20 protein-coding genes and 2 tRNA genes are annotated in these 18,986 nt (G+C 67.4%); 5 read left to right on the plus strand and 17 right to left on the minus strand.

What is annotated here, in order from left to right; all coding sequences use genetic code 11:
* Positions 1-22: 22 nt before the first annotated feature.
* The 6 genes from H7U20_RS02650 to H7U20_RS02675 all read right to left on the minus strand — a co-directional run bounded on the left by H7U20_RS02650 (position 23) and on the right by H7U20_RS02675 (position 7,126).
* Positions 23-2,407 carry a TonB-dependent receptor plug domain-containing protein gene (locus tag H7U20_RS02650; protein ID WP_199518067.1) on the minus strand — a complete coding sequence of 795 codons (2,385 nt, stop codon included), beginning with the start codon at positions 2,405-2,407 and terminating at the stop codon, positions 23-25.
* Positions 2,408-2,646: 239 nt separating this feature from the next.
* On the minus strand, positions 2,647-3,693 hold the full coding sequence (locus H7U20_RS02655) for an aldo/keto reductase (protein ID WP_199518068.1): 1,047 nt from the start codon (positions 3,691-3,693) through the stop codon (positions 2,647-2,649).
* 174 nt (positions 3,694-3,867) lie between these two features.
* On the minus strand, positions 3,868-4,908 hold the full coding sequence (locus H7U20_RS02660; protein WP_199518069.1) for a quinone-dependent dihydroorotate dehydrogenase: 1,041 nt from the start codon (positions 4,906-4,908) through the stop codon (positions 3,868-3,870).
* 64 nt (positions 4,909-4,972) lie between these two features.
* Positions 4,973-5,695 carry an arginyltransferase gene (locus tag H7U20_RS02665; protein ID WP_199518070.1) on the minus strand — a complete coding sequence of 241 codons (723 nt, stop codon included), beginning with the start codon at positions 5,693-5,695 and terminating at the stop codon, positions 4,973-4,975.
* A 122-nt stretch (positions 5,696-5,817) separates the two neighbouring features.
* Positions 5,818-6,546: a leucyl/phenylalanyl-tRNA--protein transferase gene (gene aat / locus H7U20_RS02670; protein ID WP_199518071.1), complete on the minus strand. Its 729-nt coding sequence runs from the start codon at positions 6,544-6,546 to the stop codon at positions 5,818-5,820.
* 7 nt (positions 6,547-6,553) lie between these two features.
* Positions 6,554-7,126, minus strand: coding sequence for an NUDIX hydrolase (locus H7U20_RS02675; protein ID WP_199518072.1), 573 nt, complete (start codon positions 7,124-7,126; stop codon positions 6,554-6,556).
* Positions 7,127-7,305: 179 nt separating this feature from the next.
* Here H7U20_RS02675 and H7U20_RS02680 point away from each other — a divergent pair.
* Both H7U20_RS02680 and H7U20_RS02685 read left to right on the plus strand, forming a co-directional pair.
* Positions 7,306-7,382: transfer RNA gene (locus tag H7U20_RS02680), tRNA-Met, on the plus strand.
* Between the two features lie 116 nt (positions 7,383-7,498).
* Positions 7,499-7,575: transfer RNA gene (locus H7U20_RS02685), tRNA-Met, on the plus strand.
* A gap of 143 nt (positions 7,576-7,718) precedes the next feature.
* Here the strand turns inward: H7U20_RS02685 and H7U20_RS02690 are convergent.
* Positions 7,719-8,645 (minus strand): LysR family transcriptional regulator, encoded by a 927-nt coding sequence (locus tag H7U20_RS02690; protein ID WP_233410457.1) that lies wholly within the window; start codon positions 8,643-8,645, stop codon positions 7,719-7,721.
* Positions 8,646-8,779: 134 nt separating this feature from the next.
* On the opposite strand from H7U20_RS02690, the gene H7U20_RS02695 reads away from it, so the two are divergent.
* Entirely contained in the window at positions 8,780-9,085 is a 306-nt protein-coding gene (locus tag H7U20_RS02695; protein WP_199518073.1) for an NIPSNAP family protein, read from the plus strand.
* Positions 9,086-9,118: 33 nt separating this feature from the next.
* A complete protein-coding gene (locus tag H7U20_RS02700) occupies positions 9,119-9,322 on the plus strand; it encodes a hypothetical protein (RefSeq protein ID WP_199518074.1) in 204 nt (67 codons plus the stop codon).
* On the opposite strand, the gene H7U20_RS02705 is transcribed toward H7U20_RS02700, so the two are convergent.
* From H7U20_RS02705 to H7U20_RS02725, 5 genes are all read right to left on the minus strand, one after another.
* Entirely contained in the window at positions 9,309-10,391 is a 1,083-nt protein-coding gene (locus tag H7U20_RS02705; RefSeq protein WP_199518075.1) for a MerR family transcriptional regulator, read from the minus strand. The genes H7U20_RS02700 and H7U20_RS02705 overlap by 14 nt on opposite strands.
* Before the next feature lie 160 nt (positions 10,392-10,551).
* A complete protein-coding gene (locus tag H7U20_RS02710; RefSeq protein WP_199518076.1) occupies positions 10,552-11,832 on the minus strand; it encodes a class I SAM-dependent methyltransferase in 1,281 nt (426 codons plus the stop codon).
* Positions 11,833-11,906: 74 nt separating this feature from the next.
* Positions 11,907-12,827 carry a DNA-3-methyladenine glycosylase 2 gene (locus H7U20_RS02715; protein ID WP_199518077.1) on the minus strand — a complete coding sequence of 307 codons (921 nt, stop codon included), beginning with the start codon at positions 12,825-12,827 and terminating at the stop codon, positions 11,907-11,909.
* The gene (locus H7U20_RS02720; RefSeq protein ID WP_199518078.1) at positions 12,824-13,726 is read right to left on the minus strand and encodes a DMT family transporter; all 903 of its coding nucleotides are present in this window, start codon (positions 13,724-13,726) and stop codon (positions 12,824-12,826) included. Before H7U20_RS02720 ends, H7U20_RS02715 begins: the two co-directional genes overlap by 4 nt.
* Before the next feature lie 106 nt (positions 13,727-13,832).
* Positions 13,833-14,849: an XdhC family protein gene (locus H7U20_RS02725; RefSeq protein WP_199518079.1), complete on the minus strand. Its 1,017-nt coding sequence runs from the start codon at positions 14,847-14,849 to the stop codon at positions 13,833-13,835.
* 83 nt (positions 14,850-14,932) lie between these two features.
* Here H7U20_RS02725 and H7U20_RS02730 point away from each other — a divergent pair, with 83 nt between their 5' ends.
* On the plus strand, positions 14,933-15,076 hold the full coding sequence (locus tag H7U20_RS02730) for a hypothetical protein (protein ID WP_199518080.1): 144 nt from the start codon (positions 14,933-14,935) through the stop codon (positions 15,074-15,076).
* Positions 15,077-15,091: 15 nt separating this feature from the next.
* Here H7U20_RS02730 and H7U20_RS02735 read toward each other — a convergent pair whose 3' ends face one another.
* The 5 genes from H7U20_RS02735 to lspA form a co-directional block, all read right to left on the minus strand.
* Positions 15,092-15,493 carry a surface-adhesin E family protein gene (locus tag H7U20_RS02735; protein ID WP_199518081.1) on the minus strand — a complete coding sequence of 134 codons (402 nt, stop codon included), beginning with the start codon at positions 15,491-15,493 and terminating at the stop codon, positions 15,092-15,094.
* 33 nt (positions 15,494-15,526) lie between these two features.
* Complete coding sequence (locus H7U20_RS02740) at positions 15,527-16,636, minus strand: M48 family metallopeptidase (RefSeq protein ID WP_233410458.1); 1,110 nt, start codon at positions 16,634-16,636, stop codon at positions 15,527-15,529.
* Positions 16,637-16,644: 8 nt separating this feature from the next.
* Positions 16,645-17,094, minus strand: coding sequence for a dUTP diphosphatase (gene dut, locus H7U20_RS02745; protein WP_199518082.1), 450 nt, complete (start codon positions 17,092-17,094; stop codon positions 16,645-16,647).
* Between the two features lie 72 nt (positions 17,095-17,166).
* On the minus strand, positions 17,167-18,387 hold the full coding sequence (coaBC, locus tag H7U20_RS02750; protein WP_199518083.1) for a bifunctional phosphopantothenoylcysteine decarboxylase/phosphopantothenate--cysteine ligase CoaBC: 1,221 nt from the start codon (positions 18,385-18,387) through the stop codon (positions 17,167-17,169).
* Between the two features lie 59 nt (positions 18,388-18,446).
* Positions 18,447-18,950: a signal peptidase II gene (gene lspA, locus H7U20_RS02755; RefSeq protein WP_199518084.1), complete on the minus strand. Its 504-nt coding sequence runs from the start codon at positions 18,948-18,950 to the stop codon at positions 18,447-18,449.
* Positions 18,951-18,986: the final 36 nt, after the last annotated feature.

The raw sequence follows: 18,986 nt of genomic DNA on the forward strand, positions 1-18,986 counted from the left end.
GGCGCCCGTTGCCCGCAGGAGGTTACCAGCTGTAGCCGGCCTTGGCGTAGTAGTAGCGGCCGTTGAAGCCGTTCGGCGCGAAGCCGCTGTACGGGTTGATGCCGTTGTTGTTCAGGTTGCCGTTCGAGGTGACCTGGTCCGGATAGCGGTTGGTGACGTTGTCGATGCCGGCGCTGAGCTTCCAGTTCTTGCCCAGCTTGACGCTGCCCGAGACGTCCAGCACCCATTGCGGATCGTAGGTCTGGTCCAGCGCGGCGTTGTTCTGCGGCACGGTGAAGCTGCCGTAGCGGGTGGCCACGGCGCGGCCGTTCCAGTTGGCGACGGTGTAGTCGGTCGACAGGCTGAACTTGTCCTTCGGCGAGCCGACGGTCAGGCGGTTGATGGTCTGGCGGTCGATCAGGGTCAGGCCGTTGGCGCTCAGCAGGGCCGGGTTGGCGGCGACCCGTTCGAGCGAGTTCTTGTTGTGGTTGTAGGCCGCCGTGAAGTCGATCTTGCCGGCCTGCTGCAATTCCAGGCGGTAGGTGCTGACCACGTCGACGCCACGGGTGCTGGTGTCGATGGCGTTGGTGAAGTAGCGCCCGGCGCCGACCAGGATGCCCTGCTTGGCCAGGGTGTTCTTCAGATCGTTCGACAACGTCATGTTGGCCGACAAGGCGACGCGGTCGTCGATGTCGATGCGGTAGAGGTCGACCGTGGTGGTGAAGTTGCGGCTCGGTTGCAACTGCAGGCCGAGGCTGTAGTTGCGCGCCTTTTCGGCCTTCAGTTGGGTGGCGCCCAGCGCGCTGGCGGCGGCGCTGCCGACGGCGAAGGTGCCGGTCTCGATCGGCGTGTTGACGTTGTTGACCACCGAGAAGTTGGTCGTCGTGATGGTGTAGAACTGCTGCGCCAGCGACGGCGCGCGGAAGCCCGACGAGGCGGTGCCGCGCAGCGAGACGGCGTCGTTGAAGGCGTAGCGGGCCGAACCCTTGGCCGAGGTGGTGTTGCCGAAGTCGCTGTAGCGCTCGTGGCGCAGCGCCGCCGAGGCGGAGAACTGCTTGCTCACCTCCGCTTCCAGGTTCAGGTAGATCGAGGTGTTGTGGCGGCTGTTGCTGCCGGCGTTGGCCGGACGGAAGCCGGAGAAGCCTTGCGCGCCGCTGCCGGAGTAGGAGGCCAGGTCGCCGGCGCCGATTTCATATTTCTCGCGGCGCAGTTCCAGGCCGGTGGCGACCGTCAGCGGACCGCTGAACGCGGCGAACGGGAATTCGCGCGCCAGATCCAGGTTCAGCAACTGCTGGTTGTTGATCAGCTTGCCGGCATGGAAATGCGTCGGGCTGGCCGCGCCCAGGTCCTGGTTGACGGTGTTGTCGAGGTCGAGCTTGAACTCGTTGTTGCCGTAGTTGAAGCTGGCGTCCCAGCGCCAGCCGGCCGCTTCGCCGCGCAGGCCGGTAACCAGGGCCGAATCGATCGAGGTGCTGTTTTCCAGCGGCAGGAAGCCCTCGGGGAACAGCGGGGTGCGCTGCGCCGTGCCGTTCAGCGCGGTGCGCCAGGTGGCGGCGGCCGAGGTGTTGCGCTGGCCGTAGTTGCCGAAGGCGTACCAATCGATGTCGTCGTTGAGGCGGTACTGGGCGTTGGCGAAGACGCTGCGCGGATGGGTTTCCGGGTCGCCGAAGCGTTGATTGACCTGGCCGTAGCGCGGCTCCTTCGGATTGCGCAAGTCGGCGCCGGCGCGGTTGGTCGGATCGCGTTCGGCCACCTCCAGCGCGACGCGGAGCCAGCCGGCGTCGCCCAGCGCGAAGCCGGTCGAGCCCTTGAGGGTCTTCTGGATGCCGTCGCGCTCCTGGTACTCGCCGAAGCCGACTTCGACGTCGCCGCCGGCGGCGCCTTTTTTCAGGATGATGTTGATGACGCCGGCGATGGCGTCCGAGCCGTACTGGGCGGCGGCGCCGTCACGCAGCACCTCGACGTGGTCGATGGCCGACAGCGGGATCGCGTTCAGGTCGACCGGCGCCGAGCCGCGGCCCTGGGTGCCGTTGACGTTGACCACCGCCGAGGTGTGGCGGCGCTTGCCGTTGACCAGCACCAGGGTCTGGTCGGGCGACAGGCCGCGCAACTGGGCCGGCCGGACGGCATCGCTGGCGTCGGCGCCGGACGGGCGGGGGAAGTTCACCGACGGCAGCAGCCGGCCCAGCACGGTGGCCAGTTCGGTCGAACCGGTGGCCTGCAGTTCGCGCGCGCTGATGATGTCGATCGGCGATTCGGAGTCGACGGTGCGGCGGTTCTTGGCGTAGGTGCCGGTGACCACCACCGATTGCAGCTCGCCGTCCAGCGCTGCGGCTTGTTGCGCGTAGGCGGGCAGGGCGAGCGTGGCGATCAGGCTGGTGACGAGCAGGGCGCGGGCGGGGTTGGGCTGGGTGTGGCGTGAACTCATGGATGGCGATCTCGATGGGGAGGAATGGAAAAAGCTTACCAGTAGGCAAGTGACTTAATCAAAGACTTGTTTTTACTTATCATATACAAAAAAATGATATGCAAGCCGCCAAGCCATGAGGGAACGCATATGGAGAAAAGAGTGGACGACTTGTTTTTTCAAACCATGTTGTGAAAAAGAGACGCCGCCCGTGGGCGGCGTGTGGGGCGGTCGCATATTGGCCAACTTATCGGCCCAACCTACTGGCCGGGATTGGGCAGGCTGGCGTGGATCGCGTCGACCTGGGCCAGCACCTCCGGCGCCAGCCGGACGTCGAAGGCGTCGATGTTTTCCTTCAGCTGGGCCAGGCTGGTGGCGCCGATGATGGTCGAGGCGACGAACCAGCGCGAATAGCACCAGGCCAGCGCCAGTTGGGTCGGCGTCAGGCCGTTGGCGCGCGCCAGCGCGGCGTATTGCGCCACCGCCGCCAACACGCCGGGACGCAGGTAGCGCGGGCTCCAGTTGGGCGGGAACAGGGTCAGGCGGCCGTGCGCCTTGGGATCGTCCAGATACTTCGCCGTCAGTTGGCCGAAGGCCAGCGGGCTGTAGGCCAGCAGGCCGACCTGGGCGCGCAGGCAGGTTTCGTCGAGCAGACTGGTCTCGAAGTGGCGGGCGGTCAAGTTGTACAGGTTCTGGATGCTGGCGATGCGCGGCAGGCCCTTCATCTCGGCCTGCTTGATGAACTCGCAGACGCCCCAGCTGGACTCGTTGGAGACGCCGATCTGGCCGATCTTGCCGGCCTCGACCAGCTGGCCCAACACGGCCAGGGTCTCCTCGATCGCCACCGAGGGCCGCTCGGCCTGCGGATTGAAGGCGTTGGCGCCGAAGATAGGCACGTTGCGGCTGGGCCAGTGCATTTGGTACAGGTCGATGCGCTCGGTTTGCAGGCGGCGCAGGCTGTCCTCGACGGCGCTGCGGATGTTGGCCGCGTCGAGGTTGTTCTTGCCGCCGCGCAGCCAGTGCATATGCGGATTCGGTCCGGCCACCTTGGTCGCCAGCACCACCTTGTCGCGCCGGCCGCCGCGCTTGAGCCAGCTGCCGATGAAGCGCTCGGTGCTGCCCTGGGTGGCGGCGCGCGGCATCACCGGATACATCTCGGCCGTGTCGATGAAGTTGACGCCGCGTTCGAGCGCGTAGTCGAGCTGGCTGTGCGCCTCCGCCTCGCTGTTCTGCTCGCCGAAGGTCATGCTGCCCAGGCAGATCTTGCTGACGCTCGGGCCGCTGGCGCCCAGGGTGGTGTATTGCATGGTGGCTCTCGCTGTGGCGGGTGGATGGGGACGAAGGCGCGACAATGCCGGTAACTTAAGAAACCCCACAGGCGAAAATCTGGGGTCAGACCCGCGGGGTCTGACCCCGGCTCTCCGCCTCTGGGTGGTTTATGTAGCCGCTGGCGCCTTAGCTTAAGTGCATTGCGCGGGCGTTTAGCGGGCGCGCAGGGCGTCGGCGCAGTCGCGCACCAGGGCCGGGCCGGCATAGATCAGGCCGCTGTACAACTGCACCAACTGGGCGCCCGCCTCGATTTTGACCTTGGCGTCGGCGCCGCGCATGATGCCGCCCACGCCGATGATCGGCAGGGCGTCGCCCAACTCGGCCTTCAACAAACGGATGACCGTGTTGGACAGCTCGAAGGCCGGCGCGCCGGACAGGCCGCCGGCCTCGCCGCCGTGCTGCATGCCTTCGACGGCGGTGCGGCTGAGCGTGGTGTTGGTGGCGATCACGCCGTCGATCTTGTGGCGCAGCAGGGCGTCGGCGATGTTCTTGACCTGTTCGCCGTCCATGTCCGGCGCGATCTTCAGCGCCAGCGGCACGTAGCGCTTGTGCTGGTCGGCCAGGCGCGACTGGGCTTCTTTGAGTTGGCCCAGCAGGCCGTCGAGCTCGGAGCCGCCCTGCAACTGGCGCAGGTTCTTGGTGTTGGGCGAGGAAATGTTGACCGTCACATAGCTGGCGTAGGGATAGACTTTTTCCAGGCACTTGAGATAATCGTCGGCCGCGTTCTCGATCGGCGTGTCGGCGTTCTTGCCGATGTTCAGGCCCAGCACGCCTTCGCGGTTCTGGTAGAAGCGCGACGATTGCACGTTGGCGACGAAGGCGTCGACGCCGCCGTTGTTGAAGCCCATGCGGTTGATGATGCCTTGCGCGGCCGGCAGGCGGAACATGCGCGGCTTCGGGTTGCCCGCTTGCGCGCGCGGCGTCACGGTGCCCACCTCGATCGAGCCGAAGCCCAGGTCGGCCAAGGCGTCGATGAAGGCGCCATCCTTGTCCAAGCCGGCGGCCAGGCCGACCGGGTTCTTGAAGTTGACGCCCATCACGGTGCGCGGATCGGCGGCCGGTTGTTTGATCAGCTTGGTCAGGCCGAGGGCGGCGGCGCGCTTCAGCGCCGGCAGGGTCAGGTGGTGGGCCGCTTCGGCGTCCATCGAGAACAGCAGGGGGCGGGCCAGGGAGTAGAGGAATTTTTCGGACATGGGGGAGCTCTTGAAAGGATGCGCTATTTTACCAGCGCCAACAGGGCTCCCCGGCCGCGTCGGGCTAGAGCACGCTCCACTGGCCGCGGATGCGCGCCTCCAGCGGCTTGAAGTTGATCTTGTAGGACATCTTCGGGCTTTGCTCGATCCAATACCCCAGGTAGACATACGGCAGCTTCAGTTCGCGCGCCTGCTCGATCTGCCACAGCACGTTGAAGGTGCCGTAGGAGGCGCCCTCGACGTCCGGGTCGAAGAAGGTGTAGACCGACGACAGGCCGTCCGACAGCAGGTCGATGATGCTGACCATGCGCAAGGTGCCGCCCGGCTCGCGGAATTCGACCAGCCGCGTGTTGACCCGGCTTTGCAGCAGGAACTGGGCGTACTGGTCGCGGCTGTCCTGGTCCATGCCGCCGCCGGCGTGGCGCTTGCTCTGGTAGCGCAGGTAGAGCTCGTAGTGCTCGTCGGAGAAGGACAGCGTGGCGACGCCGGCCGCTAGGTCGGCGTGCTTGGCCCAGGCGCGCCGCTGGCCCCGGCCGGGGCGGAACTCGTCGGCCACCACGCGCACCGGAATGCAGGCCTGGCAGCCGTCGCAATACGGCCGGTAGGTGAAGATGCCGCTGCGGCGGAAACCGTTCTTGACCAGCTCGGAATACACGTCGGCGTTGATCAGGTGCGACGGCGTCGCCACCTGCGAGCGGGCCTGGCGCGCGTCCAGGTAGCTGCACGGGTAGGGCGCCGTGGTGTAGAACTGCAAGGTCGCGAAGGGAAGATCGTTCAGCTGCGTCATGCAGATCCTATCGATACGGTTGCAAAACTTGCCGGGGTGGCGGGGTCCGCCGGGCCGGGCCGGGTGGCGCGCCTGCCGGGGCTGCGACCAGGGCGCGCGGGGCGCCCAGGCTCACGCTTAGATTAATCGTCCACGGGAAAAGGCGCAAGCGCTTCCCACTCGCCGATCTGGGGCAGCGCAATGCTGTGGCGTAGATGCGCCAGGAACTGCTGGCGCGAGATCGGCGCGGCACCCAGCGAGGCCAGGTGGGCGGTTTCCTGCTGGCAGTCGATCATCGCCACGCCTTGGCGGCGCAGGAAGTGCACCAGATAGGCCAGCGCGATCTTCGAGCCGTCGGTGACGCGGGCGAACATCGACTCGCCGTAGAACATGCGGCCGATCGAGACGCCGTAGGCGCCGCCGACCAGTTCGCCATCCAGCCACAGCTCGGCCGAGTGGGCGTAGCCCATGCGGTGCAGGCCGCCGTAGCCGGCGATGATGTCCTCCGAGATCCAGGTGCCGGGGCCCTCCTTGCGCGGCGCCGCGCAGGCGCGCATGACGGCCTCGAAGTCGCCGTCGAAGCGCACCTGCCAGCGGCCGTCCGTGGCGGCGCTGAGCGCCACCTTGCGCAGCGTCTTCTTCAGGCTGGCGGAGACGCGGAAGCGCTCGGTCATCAGCACCATGCGCGGGTCGGTGCTCCACCACAGGATCGGCTGGCCCTCGGAGAACCAGGGGAAGATGCCGCGCTGGTAGGCCGCCAGCAGGCGCTGCGGCGACAGGTCGGCGCCGGCCGCCAGCAGGCCGGGCGCGTCGCTGGTCAGCGCCAGGGCGACGTCGGGGAAGGGCGTGTGCGCTTCGAGCCAGGGGATCATGGGAAACTCAGAGGTCGCTGCGCATGGGCCGGTTGATGTCGAGCGTGTGGAAGCCATACCGGCCGCCCTCGCGCACCCGCTTGTGGTCGGCCAGGAACAGCTCCAGCGTGGTGCGGGTGGTGGGGAAGGCCAGGTCGTCCCAGGGGATCTGCGCCTCGCTGAACATTTGCACGTCCAGGCTTTCCTCGCCGGGGGCGAAGTCGAGGTCGCTCAGCGTGGCCAGGTAGAACATGTGCACCTGATGCACGCGCGCCACATTGAGCAGGGAGAACAGCGGACCGAGCACGATGTTGGCGCCGGCCTCCTCGACCGTTTCGCGCATGGCCGCTTCGGCCGTGGTTTCGTTGTTTTCCATGAAGCCGGCCGGCAGGGTCCAGTAACCACGGCGCGGCTCGATGGCCCGCTTGCACAGCAATATTTTCAATTCGCCATCGGCTTCCCAGATGGGCAGCGTGCCGAGCACCATTTTCGGGTTCTGGTAGTGGATGGTCGCGCAGCTGGCGCAGACATAGCGCGGACGGTTGTCGCCGGCCGGGACGGCCAGTTCGACGGGGTGGGCGCATTCGGAACAAAATTTCATAGGGGATAGCTCATTCGGTTTTTTCTTACTTTACACCGATTGGGCCGCTTGCGGCATACCGGCGCGTGGAGTTTGCGTCGGCTACAAGGGGCGCGGCGGACATGCAAGAATGCTATCGCACGGAAGGCGAGGATTAAGTTTGCCTAAATTGCCGATTCGCCCTATAATATCGGCACAGACGCGGGGTGGAGCAGTCTGGCAGCTCGTCGGGCTCATAACCCGAAGGTCACAGGTTCAAATCCTGTCCCCGCAACCAGATTCGAGGCCGTTGAATTCGCAAGGATTCAGCGGCTTTTTTTCGTTCCGCGGATTGTTTTCCGATTGATGCAATTAAGCATTGTGCGACGCAGCAGCCATGGGATATAATTCGGCTGCGGGGTGGAGCAGTCTGGCAGCTCGTCGGGCTCATAACCCGAAGGTCACAGGTTCAAATCCTGTCCCCGCAACCAAATATAGCAAGCCGCTGATTCCCTCACAAGAATCAGCGGCTTTTTGCTTTCTGAAGAAAAACACATGCACCAGATCGTGATCGATCAGGCTGCCGGTGCGGTATTCTTTTTCACGTAAAAAAGCCAGCGGCGAAGCTGGCTTTTCATTGCGCACCGTGAGGCGGCTGCGGCGTGGCGACCTCGACCAAGTGGTCGATCAGCACCCGCACCTTCTTCGGCACATGCCGCGTCGGCGGGTAGACGATGTGCACGGTGCGGCCGGTGTAGCATCCGCTCAAGGTCCAGTCGGGAAACAGCCGGACCAGGGTGCCGGCGCGCAGGCCGGCCGCCGCCGTGTAGTCGGGCACGATGCCGATGCCCAGCCCGCCGTCGACGGTGGCGAGGATGCCGATGCTGCTGTTGATGGTCAGCGGGCCGCTGATCCGCACCGCTTCGAGCGCGCCGTCGCGGCGCATTTCCAGCCGGTCGGCGAACGGGCCGTAGCCGAGGTAGATGCAGGGGTGCCCGGCCAGCTGGCCCGGCGTTTGCGGCGCGCCGCGCGCCTGCAAATAGGCGGGCGAGGCGACCAGCACATACGTCGTCTTGAACAGGGGCCGCGCCACCAGGCCGGGCGGCAGGCTCTCCGGCAGCGCCAGCCGGATGGCCAGGTCGACACCCTCGTCGACCAGATCGATCATGCGGTCGTTCAATTCCAACTTGATCTGCAGCGCCGGCCAGCGCGCGAAGAAGGCGAGCAGTCGCGGCGCCAGCCACAGCTCGCCGAACACCGTCGGCGCGTTCATGCGCACGGTGCCGGTGGGGCTGTCGCTGTGGCGCCCGCCCTGGGCCTCGACGTCGAGCGCCGCCTGGACCAGGCGGCTGCAGTCGGCGTAGACGTCGGCGCCGGGCTCGGTCAGCGAGAGGGAGCGGGTGGTGCGGTTGAGCAGTTTGACGCCGAGATGGCTTTCCAGCCGGGCGACGCTGCGGCTCACCGCCGAGGCCGTCATCTTCAACTGCCGCGCCGCCGCCGCAAAGCCGCGCTGCTCCACCACCTTGGCGAACACGACCATTTCATCCAGCATGCTCGCCATTGATGAATTCCAGGAAGTAGTCTAGTTCCCGCGAACGATATTGTTGCGCGGGATGAATGATTCTAACATGGCCATATCGGCTGGACTTTCGCCGCGCGCGAAGGCCGGCCCAACGATGGACAAGAGGAGAAACGATGGTAACGATTTACCTGCGCTATGTTGTCGACCCGTACAAGCTGGCCGAGTTCGAACACTACGGAAAACTATGGATCCCGCTGGTCGAGCGCTTCGGCGGCCAACACCACGGCTACTTCATGCCCTCAGAGGGCGCCAACAACATCGCGCTGGCGCTGTTCAGCTTTGCCAGCCTGGCCGAGTACGAGCGGTATCGCGCCGCCAGCGTCGAGGATGCCGCATGCCAGGCGGCGTTTCTCTACGCCGAGCAGACGCGCTGCATCGTCAGCTACGAGCGCAGTTTCTTCCGGCCGGTGTTCGAGTAGGGCCGCAGCGTCAACAGAGGGGAGGGCGGTCTGATGTCACAGTTATCGATCAGCATGGCGGACTTGATGCTGGCCTTGCGCGCGTACTCGCCGCCGGGCCGGCGCAGCGGCCGGATGGACGGCCATCGCAGCGTTGAGCGCGACGGCGGCGACAAGGCGGCGCCTGATTGCCCGCGCCGGGAGGCGGCCGCCAGCGGCCGGCCGCCGGCGGCACCACGTATCGTCACCCTGCGCTAGAGCCGGCACCGGCCTTGGCGGCCGCCGCCTGCAGCGTGGCGGCCGACTGGCGGATGAAGGTCAGCATGTCGTCGCTCATCCAGGTGCCGGTGCGCAGGGTGGGCTCCTTCTCGGTGGCGGCGCGGATCTTCAGCATCGTGGCCGGCCGGTCGCCGGCGAAGTCGCGGAACAGCTCGAACCAATGGCGCGTCAGCGCCTGCACGGCCGGCGTGTCGGGCGCGGCGCCGGCGTCCATTTGCCGCTGCACTGCGGCGATCAGTGGCGGCCACTCGGCGGCGCGCTTGCCGCTGTTGGCGCGCATGTGGCGCATCTCGTCCTCGTCCAGATACTTGGCGTAGACGCTGTGCCGGCGCGCCGAGAAGGCGTCCATCACATACTGCCGCAGCTGCGGCGTGATGCCGGTGCGCTGCTGCGCCGCCGCGTCCTGTGCCAGCAGCGTGTCGATGCGCATGACGAAGTCGGGGTTGGCGGCGGTGTCGCGTTCGAGCATGATCATCCAGTGCTCGGCCAAGCGCTGCGCGTCGGCGTGTTCGGCGTCGACGCCGCCGTCGATCAAGGCGCGCACCTGCGCCACCAAGGCGGCCCATTCCGCCTGGCTCTTGGCGCCGTTGCTGTAGAAGGGCAGGCGCTGCAATTCCTCCGGTGTGAAGACCTTGTCGTACACGGCCATCAGTTCCAGCGTCGACAGCCAGCCGGACAGTTCCGGCTCGGCGCCCTGATCGAGCTGGCGCTGTAGCTGCGACAAGCGTTCGCGCAGCACGCAGGCCTGTTTGATCTGCCGTCCCAGCGCGGCGATCTGCTGGGCGAGGATCTCGGCGAACGGAGTGCCGGGTTGGGCCAGCAGGGCGCCGATGTCGGCCAGCGGCAGGCCGAAGCGGCGCAGCGCCTGGATCTGGTGCAGGCGCGCGATGTCGGCCCGGTTGTACAGGCGATAGCCGGAGGCGCTGCGCGCCGACGGCTTGAGCAGGCCGATGCTGTCGAAATGGTGCAGCGCGCGCACCGTCAGTCCGGCGCGGCCGGCCAGTTCGCCGATCTTCAATACCGCCGGGTTCAATGCTGTTTGCTTCATGCGATCGGTGGGCGGATGTTGGTGCTTGGGGTGGGAATTGTACGCCAGGCGCTAGTTGTCAGGCGACGGCGTCCCGCGGCAGTTTCAGCGGCGGGGACAGCCCGGCATAGCGTGCCGCCGCCATGCTTGATACGCGGTGGCGGCAGCTTTTCGAGCCAGTTCATGCACCGGCCCGCAGCATGCGGAACACGCCGCTCAAGCGCAGGCCGTCGTTGCGGCCGGACAGATAGCGGGCGCTCAGCGTCGGCGCGTCGAAATGCGCGATGTGGCGCATGCCGATCCGGCGCAGCGCCTCGTCGAGTTGGGCGGGGTCGAAGTGGCTGTGCAGCGTCTCGCCCTGCGCCGCCAGGCCCGCCGCCATCATCTCCAGCCCGCTGCGCTCGATCGGCGTGAGCAGCTCGGGCGCCATCAGGTAGTCGAACACGACGCTGCTGCCGGGCGCGCAGGCGGCGACGTAGTGCAGCGTGCGCATGACGTCGGCCGCCGTCAGGTACATGCTGACGCCAAGCCAGGAGAAGCAGGCCGGCTGGGCGGCATCGAAGCCGGCGGCGGCCAGGCCCTGCTCCAGCGTCGCTTCACTGAAATCGATGGCGACATAGCGCAGGCCGGCCGGTTCGGCGATGCCCGCCGTGCGCAGGCAGGCGCGTTTCCAGCGCTGCGTGGAGGGCAGGTCGACTTCGAACAGGCGTGTGTCGCCGGCCGGGGTGGCGGCGTCGGCGTCGGTGCCGGCGCGGTAGGCGAAGGTGTCGAGTCCGGCGCCGAGGATCACGTATTGGCGCACGCCGTCGCGCTGCGCCTGGCGCCAATTGTCTTCGGCCAGGCGGCTGCGCACCGCCATCGTGGCGCGCAGCGCGTTGGAAATCGGGTTGCGGTGGCGCTCAACATCGGCGCGCAGCGCGGCTTCCTGCGCCGGCCCTAGGATCGTCAAGGCCAGCGGGTCGTTCAGGATGGTTGGCTGGTCGAGCAGCTGGTGTGCGGCGCGTAGCGTGGCGGTGCTGCGCGCGCTCGGTTTGGGGCTGTCGTCGCCGGCCTCGCCCAGGCTGGCGGCGGGCCGGTACAGATGCATCACGGCGCGCTGCATGAAGAGGCTCAGGGCGCCATCGATATTGGCCGCCAGGCCGGGCTCGCGGCCGAACGCGGCGCGGACTTTGCCGTCCAGGGCCGCGTCGTCGCCGGCGTAGGAGGCGCGGAACAGGGCCGCCCAGCGGCGCGCCAGATCCTGCACGGCGCTGTCGTGCGGCGCCGCTTCGGCGCGCATCTGCCGGGTGGCTTGTTCGATCAGTTCTTGCCAGTCGCCGGCGTGGTCCAGCATGCGCTGGCGTACCAGGGCCAATTCGCTGGCCGACAGATAGGCGGCGAACAGCTTGGCGCGGTGTTCGACGGTGGCGTGGTCCGCGTGCGGATGGTGGATGTCGGTGGCTGACGATTGATACGGCTGCATGGGTGATCCTCTCAGGTGGACTTCATGCAGGACATGCTAAAGCCTCACGCCACGTCAGGCTCAAGCGGAAATCGTCAATCCTCGGCGCGGGCATGCTGACTGGCCCACAGATGCGCCGCCGCCATCGTGCGATGCGGCGTGTAGCGCGCCAGGATTTGCTCGGTGCGCGCCATGTCCGGCTTGCTTTCCTCGCCCAGCAGCGGCTGCAGCGCGGCGCGGATGGCGACATCGCCGTGCAGCGAACAGTCGGCATAGCCGTAGCCGCGCAGCAGGCCGTAGTTGACGGTCCACGGGCCGATGCCCTTGAGCGCCAGCAGCGCGGCCGAGACCTCGGCGATGCCGTAGCCGGGCGACAGCTGCAAGCGCAGCGCGCCGCCGGCCACCTGGCGCGCCAGCAGCAGCAGGGTTTCCGCCTTGGCGCGGGAGAATTTGCGGCTGGTCAGCTGCTCCGCGTCCAGTATCGCCACGTCGGCCGCCTCGGGGTAGCACCACAAACCGCTGCTGTGCTGGCGGCCGGCCTGCTGGATGAAGGTGCGGCGCAGCGCGATGGCGAACGACAGGTTGATCTGCTGGCCGATGACGGCCCAGGTCAGCGCCTCGAACACCGTGGCCGACTGCACCACGCGCAGGCCGGGCTGGGCGCGCACCAGGGCGCCGAGCAGGGCGTCGTCGCGGGCGAAGTCGATGAAGGGCTGCGGGTCGATGCGCAGGCCGAGGATGTTGAGCAGCGCCTCGTGCGCATGCTGGCGCTGCCGCGCCGTCAGCTTGGCGTCGGCCAGCACGGCGCAGTCGGCGTGGGCGCTGCCGGGCGGCTGGTGGCGCGCGTGCGCCAGGTCGACGTCGAGCAGCACCGGCACGCCGTCGATCAGGATGCCCTTGCGCAGGCGCGTCTCGTCGACCTGCTCGGCCACGCTTTCGGTGTCGCGCCGGTGGAAGGCCAGCACGTCCTGCAGCCGGTAGTCGTCCGGCAGCGCCAGCGTCAGGTGCGGCGTCATGCCGTGCCGGCGCCGCCGGCGCGCCGTTTCAGCCAGCCGAGGTCGGGCTTGAAGCCGGTCACCAGCGCGGTGCCGAGGATGACGATGGCGGCGCCGGTGAAGGTGTACCAGCCGACGATCTCGTCGAGGAACAGGGTGCCCCAGAGGATGCCGAACAGCGGGCTGATAAAAGTCACCGTCAGCGCCGAGGTCGCGCCGACGTCGCGGATCAGGCGGAAGTACAGCAGGTAGGCGATGCCGCTGCAGACCACGCCGAGCGCCAGCGCGGCGGCCATGATGCCGGGTGTGGCCTGGCCGGGCGAGGGGAAGAAGGCCAGCGCCGGGACCACCAGCAGGGTCGCCGCCCACATGCTGCCGTGGGCGTTGGCGAAGGGCTCGACCGCTGCCGCCGTGCGGGTGTAGGTGCTGGCGATGCCGTAGCAGAAGGAGGCGCTGAGCACGGCGGCGATGGCCAGGCCGGCGCCCGGTTGCGCGCTGACGTGGTCGAAGCCGACCAGCAGCGCGACGCCGGAGACGCCCAGCAGCAGGCCGACGACGACGCGGGCCGACACCATGTGGCGGCTCCAGACGGCGCCGATCAGCGCGCCCCAGATCGGCGTGGTGGCGTTGAGCACGGCCAGCACCGAGGCCGACAGCGTGCGGGCGGCGAAGGCGAACAGCAGGAAGGGCAGGGCGGAGTTGAACAGGCCGAGCACCAGGTAGTGCTTCCAGTGGGCGCGCCAGAGCAGCGGCTTTTTCAGCAGCAGGGCGATGGCGCCGAGGAACAGGGCGGCGAACAGCACGCGATACTGGATCAGCACGGCCGGTCCCAGCACGGGCGCGGCGATGCGCATGAACATGAAGGAGCCGCCCCAGATGGCGGCCAGCAGGAAGAGTCGGAGTAGGTTGGTGGTGCTCATGCGGTGCTCCAGTTGGGGCCTTATTTTGGGGCCTGTATGCTGCCACGGCGGGGCGCGCGGCGCCAGCCGTTTCTTGTGTTTGAATCCTATCGCGCGGCCGGCCCCGTCACGACAGCTCGACCAGGCAGGGGTTGCTGCCCGGTGGCGTCAAGGCGGCGGCATGCTGGATCTGCAGCTCGGCCGGCACGCCGTTCTTCACGGCGGTCATCTCGGCCAGGATGGAGATGGCGATTTCGGCCGGCGTCTTGCTGCCGATGTAAAGGCCGATCGGGCCGTGCAGCTTGGCCAGTTGCGCCGCGCTGACGTCGAACTGCAGCAGGCGCTCGCGCCGCTTGCTGTTGTTGAGCCGCGAGCCGATCGCGCCGACGTAGAAGGCCTCCGACTTGAGCGCCTCCATCAGCGCCAGGTCGTCCAGCTTGGGGTCGTGGGTCAGCGCGACGACGGCGCTGCGGTGGTCCAGCTTGAGGGCCAGCACCAGGTCGTCCGGCATGGCGTGCACCAGCTCGACGCCGTCGACCTGCCAGCCGGCGCGGTATTCCTCGCGCGGGTCGCAGACGATGACGTGGTAGTCCATGGCGATGGCGATCTGCGCCAGGAAGCGCGACAGCTGGCCGGCGCCGATGATCAGCAGCCGCCAGCGCGGGCCGTGCAGCGTGGTCATGGTTTGTTCGCTGACGCTCAGCGCGGCGCCGGCCGGCGCCTTGGCCAGGGTGACGGCGCCGCTGCGCAGGTCCAGGCGGCGCTCGACCAGTTCGTGCTGTTCCAGCCGCTGCAGCAGCTCGGCGATGCGGCTGTGCGCGCCCAGCGGCTCGATGGCCAGCTCGATGGTGCCGCCGCAGGGCAGGCCGAAGCGGTGCGCCTCGTCGGCGCTGATGCCGTAGCTGACGATCTCGGGCGCGCTGCGCACGATGCCGTGGGTGCGCACCCGCTCGATCAGGTCGTCCTCGATGCAGCCGCCGGAGACCGAGCCGACCACCCGGCCGTCGTCGCAGATGGCCAGCGTGGCGCCGATCGGGCGCGGGCTGGAACCCCAGGTCTTGATGACGGTGACCAGTTCGCAGCGGTGGCCGGCGGCGATCCAACCGGCGCTGGTCTTGAGTACTTCGAGGTCGATGCTGTCCATGGCGTGGGTGCTGCTCCGTGCTGCGTGAAGGGGTAAGCGATAGAATATACTACGCGTTCCCAAAGTTTGCAGGACGCCCCCACATGACCGACCCATCCAAGAATGAAGACGACGGCAACCCGAAGTTCGGCCGCCTGCTGATCGTGCTGTTCGCCGCCGTGCTGGCGTGTATGGCCCTGACCTGGGTGATGGGCACCTGGTTCCCCAACTTCCCCAACATCGGCTGAGCGGCTAGCGCGCCGCTAGGGCTGTTTGCACACCACCGCCAGCGCGCTGTCGTAGGCGCTGTCGGGCACGATGTCCTCGGCGGCGAAGCGCTCGTATTTGAAATTGCCGACCGGTTCGCCCTTGCCCATCGCGTCCGGGTAGTAGACCTGCGACAGCAGGGTGGTGGTGCGCTCGTCGCAGGAGTACAGATGCAGCTCCTTGAGCGAGCGGTAGCCCTTGCCGTCCGGCGTGGTCTGCTCCTTGCCGAAGGACTGCATGGTCCACACCTTGCGCAGCGTGTCGACCTTGGTGATGCTGCTGCGGTCGAGGTAGAAGGTCTTGCCGGCGCCGCCGCTGAGCCGGCTCCATTGCGCCGCCTGGCCCAGGGCGGGCGCGGCGAATAAGCTCAGCAGCAGGCAAAATCGAAACGGGTTCATGGCGCTTCCTTTTTGCCAGGCGGCTGGCGGCGATTACGGCAGTTGCGGCAGCAGCGGCTTGTTGGCCGCCTGGCGCGCCTTGATCTCGGCGACGCTGCGGTCGATCGCGGCCAGGCGATAGGCGATGGCCGGGTGTGTCGCATTGTAGCCGTTTAGCACCGTGGCGGGATATTGCGTGGCCAGGCGCTGCCAGAAGGCGTGGGCATGTTCGACGTTGTAGTTGGCGCGCGCCAGCAGGTACAGCGCCAGACGGTCGGCCGCCGCGTCGAGCTCCTGCGGCATCGGCTTGACGCCGGCGCTGCCGATCAACATCGACAGGTCGGGCCGCACGGCGACCAGGTTGTCGATGATGCCGCCGATGGTGCCGGACGAGCGCTGCGTGCCGGCGTGGCCCAGCACGTTGTGGGCGATGTCCTTGGCCAGCACGAAGGCGATCGACTCGTCGCTCTGGGCGAAGTTGATCATGCCGCGGGTGATCAGCACGCGCTGGCCGTCGGCGTAGGAGTTGATGTTGTCCGAGTTGCCCAGGTCGACCTTGAAGGCGCAGGCGCGCGTCACCGGCACGTTGAGCACCTGGTTGGCGCCGCCGCGCCAGACCGTCAGGCTCAGCGTGGGACGGCTGCCCACCAGCGGGCCGAACATGGCGGCCGCCAGCGTCTCGGCGTTCTGCCCGACCGGCAGGTTCTTGCCTTCCAGCGCCATCAGCGTGTCGCCACGGCGCAGGCCGGCGCGTGCCGCGCCGCTGCCGGCCAGCACGCCGGACACCTGCAGGCGGTCGCCGTAGCCCAGCACGGCATGGGCCGCGTCGACGAATTCGCCCGGGTAGGAGTATTTGTTCTTGGCGGTGAAGCCGAGCAGGTTGCGCGCCTGGGTGCGGCACAGGTCGGCGTTGTTGATCAACAGGGGCGCGGCGACGCGGTACAGGCGGTCCTGCAGCGTCACCATCTGGCCCAGGGCCTCCTGGGCGGCGATCATTTTCGCCGTCACCACCGGGGTCTCGTCAAGCGGCGCGCCGCGCGTCGGCAGCGGCGCCGGCGTGGTGGGCGCCGGGCTGAAGGTGGAACAGGCGGCCAAGGCCAGCAGCGCCGTCGCGGCGACTACGGTTTTGGCCTTGCTGGCACACTGCATGACGATTCCTGGCATAGACTTCCTTATTGTTTGCCGGTGCTACCGAAACCGCCGGCACCGCGTTCGCTGCTGTCGAATTCTTCGACCACGTTAAAGCCGACCTGCAGGACCGGAACGATGATCAGCTGCGCCAGGCGCTCCATTGGATTGAGCGTGAAGGCGGCATGGCCACGGTTCCAGGTCGATACCATCAACTGGCCCTGGTAGTCGGAGTCGATCAAGCCTACCAGATTCCCCAGCACGATGCCGTTCTTGTGTCCCATGCCGCTGCGCGGCAGGATCATCGCGGCGTAGCCGGGATCGGCCAGGTGGATCGCCAGGCCGGTCGGAATCAGCACGGTCTGGCCGGCTTCGATGACGATGGGCGCGTCGATGCAGGCGCGCAGGTCGAGGCCGGCGCTGCCCGGTGTGGCGTAGGCCGGCAGTTGCTCTTGCATGCGTGGGTCGAGGATCTTGATGTCGATAGTTTTCATTGCGTCGTTTCTGTGTTGCGTAAGGCGCTTATTGGATATTGGACTTACTGGTGTGAATGCGGAGGGAGGCGCTCACTGGAACAGCGAGTACTTGTCGAGCCGCTTGGAGACTTCGGAAATCAGCTGGCGCGCCAAGGTCAGTTTGTCGGCGCGCGGCAGGATGGTGTGGCCGTTTTCGTCGAACAGGATGATGGTGTTGTCGTCCTGGCCGAAGGTGTGGTGGCCGATGTTACCGACCAACAGGGGGATGCCCTTCTTCTCGCGCTTGGCGGCGCCGAAGGCCAGCAGGTTCTCCGACTCGGCGGCGAAGCCGACGCAGTAGGGATAGCCGGCCAGGCTGGTGCGCGCGGCGACGGTGGCGAGGATGTCCGGGTTCTGCTCGAACTTCAGGTCGGGCACCGAGCCGTCGTCCTTCTTTTTCATTTTTTGATCGCTGGCGTTGGCGACGCGCCAGTCGGCCACCGCCGCCACGGCGATGAAGACATGCTGGGCGTCGACGGCGGCCATGACGGCGTCGTGCATCTGCTGGGCGCTCTGCACATTGATGCGCTGCACGCCGTGCGGCGTGGCCAACGCGGTCGGGCCGGAGATCAGCACCACTTCGGCGCCGGCCTCGCGGGCGGCGCGGGCGACGGCGTAGCCCATCTTGCCCGACGAGAGGTTGGTGATGCCGCGCACCGGGTCGATCGCCTCGAAGGTGGGACCGGCGGTGATCAGGATGCGCTTGCCGGCCAGGACCTTGGGCTGGAAGGCGGCGATCAACTCTTCGAGCAGCTGTTGCGGTTCCAGCATGCGGCCCAGGCCGACCTCGCCGCAGGCCTGCTCGCCGGCGGCCGGGCCGAAGAACACCACGCCGTCTTCGCGCAGCTGGGCGACGTTGCGTTGGGTGGCCGGGTTCTGCCACATCTCCACGTTCATCGCCGGCGCCACCAGCAGCGGCAGCTGGCGCTGCTTGGCCAGGCACATGGTCGACAGCAGGTCGTCGCAGGCGCCGTGCGCCAGCTTGCGCAGGAAGTCGGCCGAGCAGGGCGCGAGCAGGATCGCGTCGGCGTGGCGGGTGATGTCGATGTGGGCCATGTTGTTGTCGACGCGCGGGTCCCACTGGCTGCTGAACACCGGCTGGCCGGACAGCGCCTGCATGGTGACGGCGGTGATGAAGTGGCCGGCGGCGTCGGTCATCACCACCTGCACCGAGGCGCCGGCCTTGGTCAGGGCGCGGCACAGTTCGGCCGCCTTGTAGCAGGCCACGCCGCCGGTCAGGCCGAGGACGATTTTTTTACCGGTCAGATCCATGTTGATACTCCAGCGTGCGGCGGGTTGGCGAATGTGGCAAAGGCGAGTGGGGCGGGCGGTCAGCGGTTGACGCGGCGCAGCTCGTCGATGATGAACAGGCCGGCGCCGATGCAGATGGCGGAGTCGGCGATGTTAAAGGCCGGGAAGTGGCCGAAGGCCTTGATATGGAAATCCAGGAAGTCGACGACGTGGCCGTAGACCAGGCGGTCGATGACGTTGCCGATGGCGCCGCCGAGGATCAGCGCCAGGGCCCAGCAGAACAGGCGCTGGCCGCCGTGCTTCTTGAGCAGCAGGACGATGTACAGCGCGGCGCCGATGGCGATGGCGCTGAGGAAGTAGCGCTGCCAGCCGCTCTCGTTTTGCAGGAAGCTGAAGGCGGCGCCCTTGTTATACGCCAGCACCAGGTTGAAGAAGGAGGTGATGACCTTTTCCTCGCCGAGGTGGAACAGCTTGGTGATGGTGATCTTGGACAGTTGGTCGAACAGGATGACGATGGCGGCAATGCCCAGCCATGGCATCAGGTTGGAGCGGGGTTGCGTCGAGAAGCGGTTCTTAGTGGCCATGGAGTGTCGAAAGGGGTGGGTGGACGCCGCCGCGCC

The organism is Rugamonas violacea (assembly GCF_016461825.1).
In the GTDB taxonomy this organism is placed as follows: Bacteria; Pseudomonadota; Gammaproteobacteria; order Burkholderiales; family Burkholderiaceae_D; genus Rugamonas.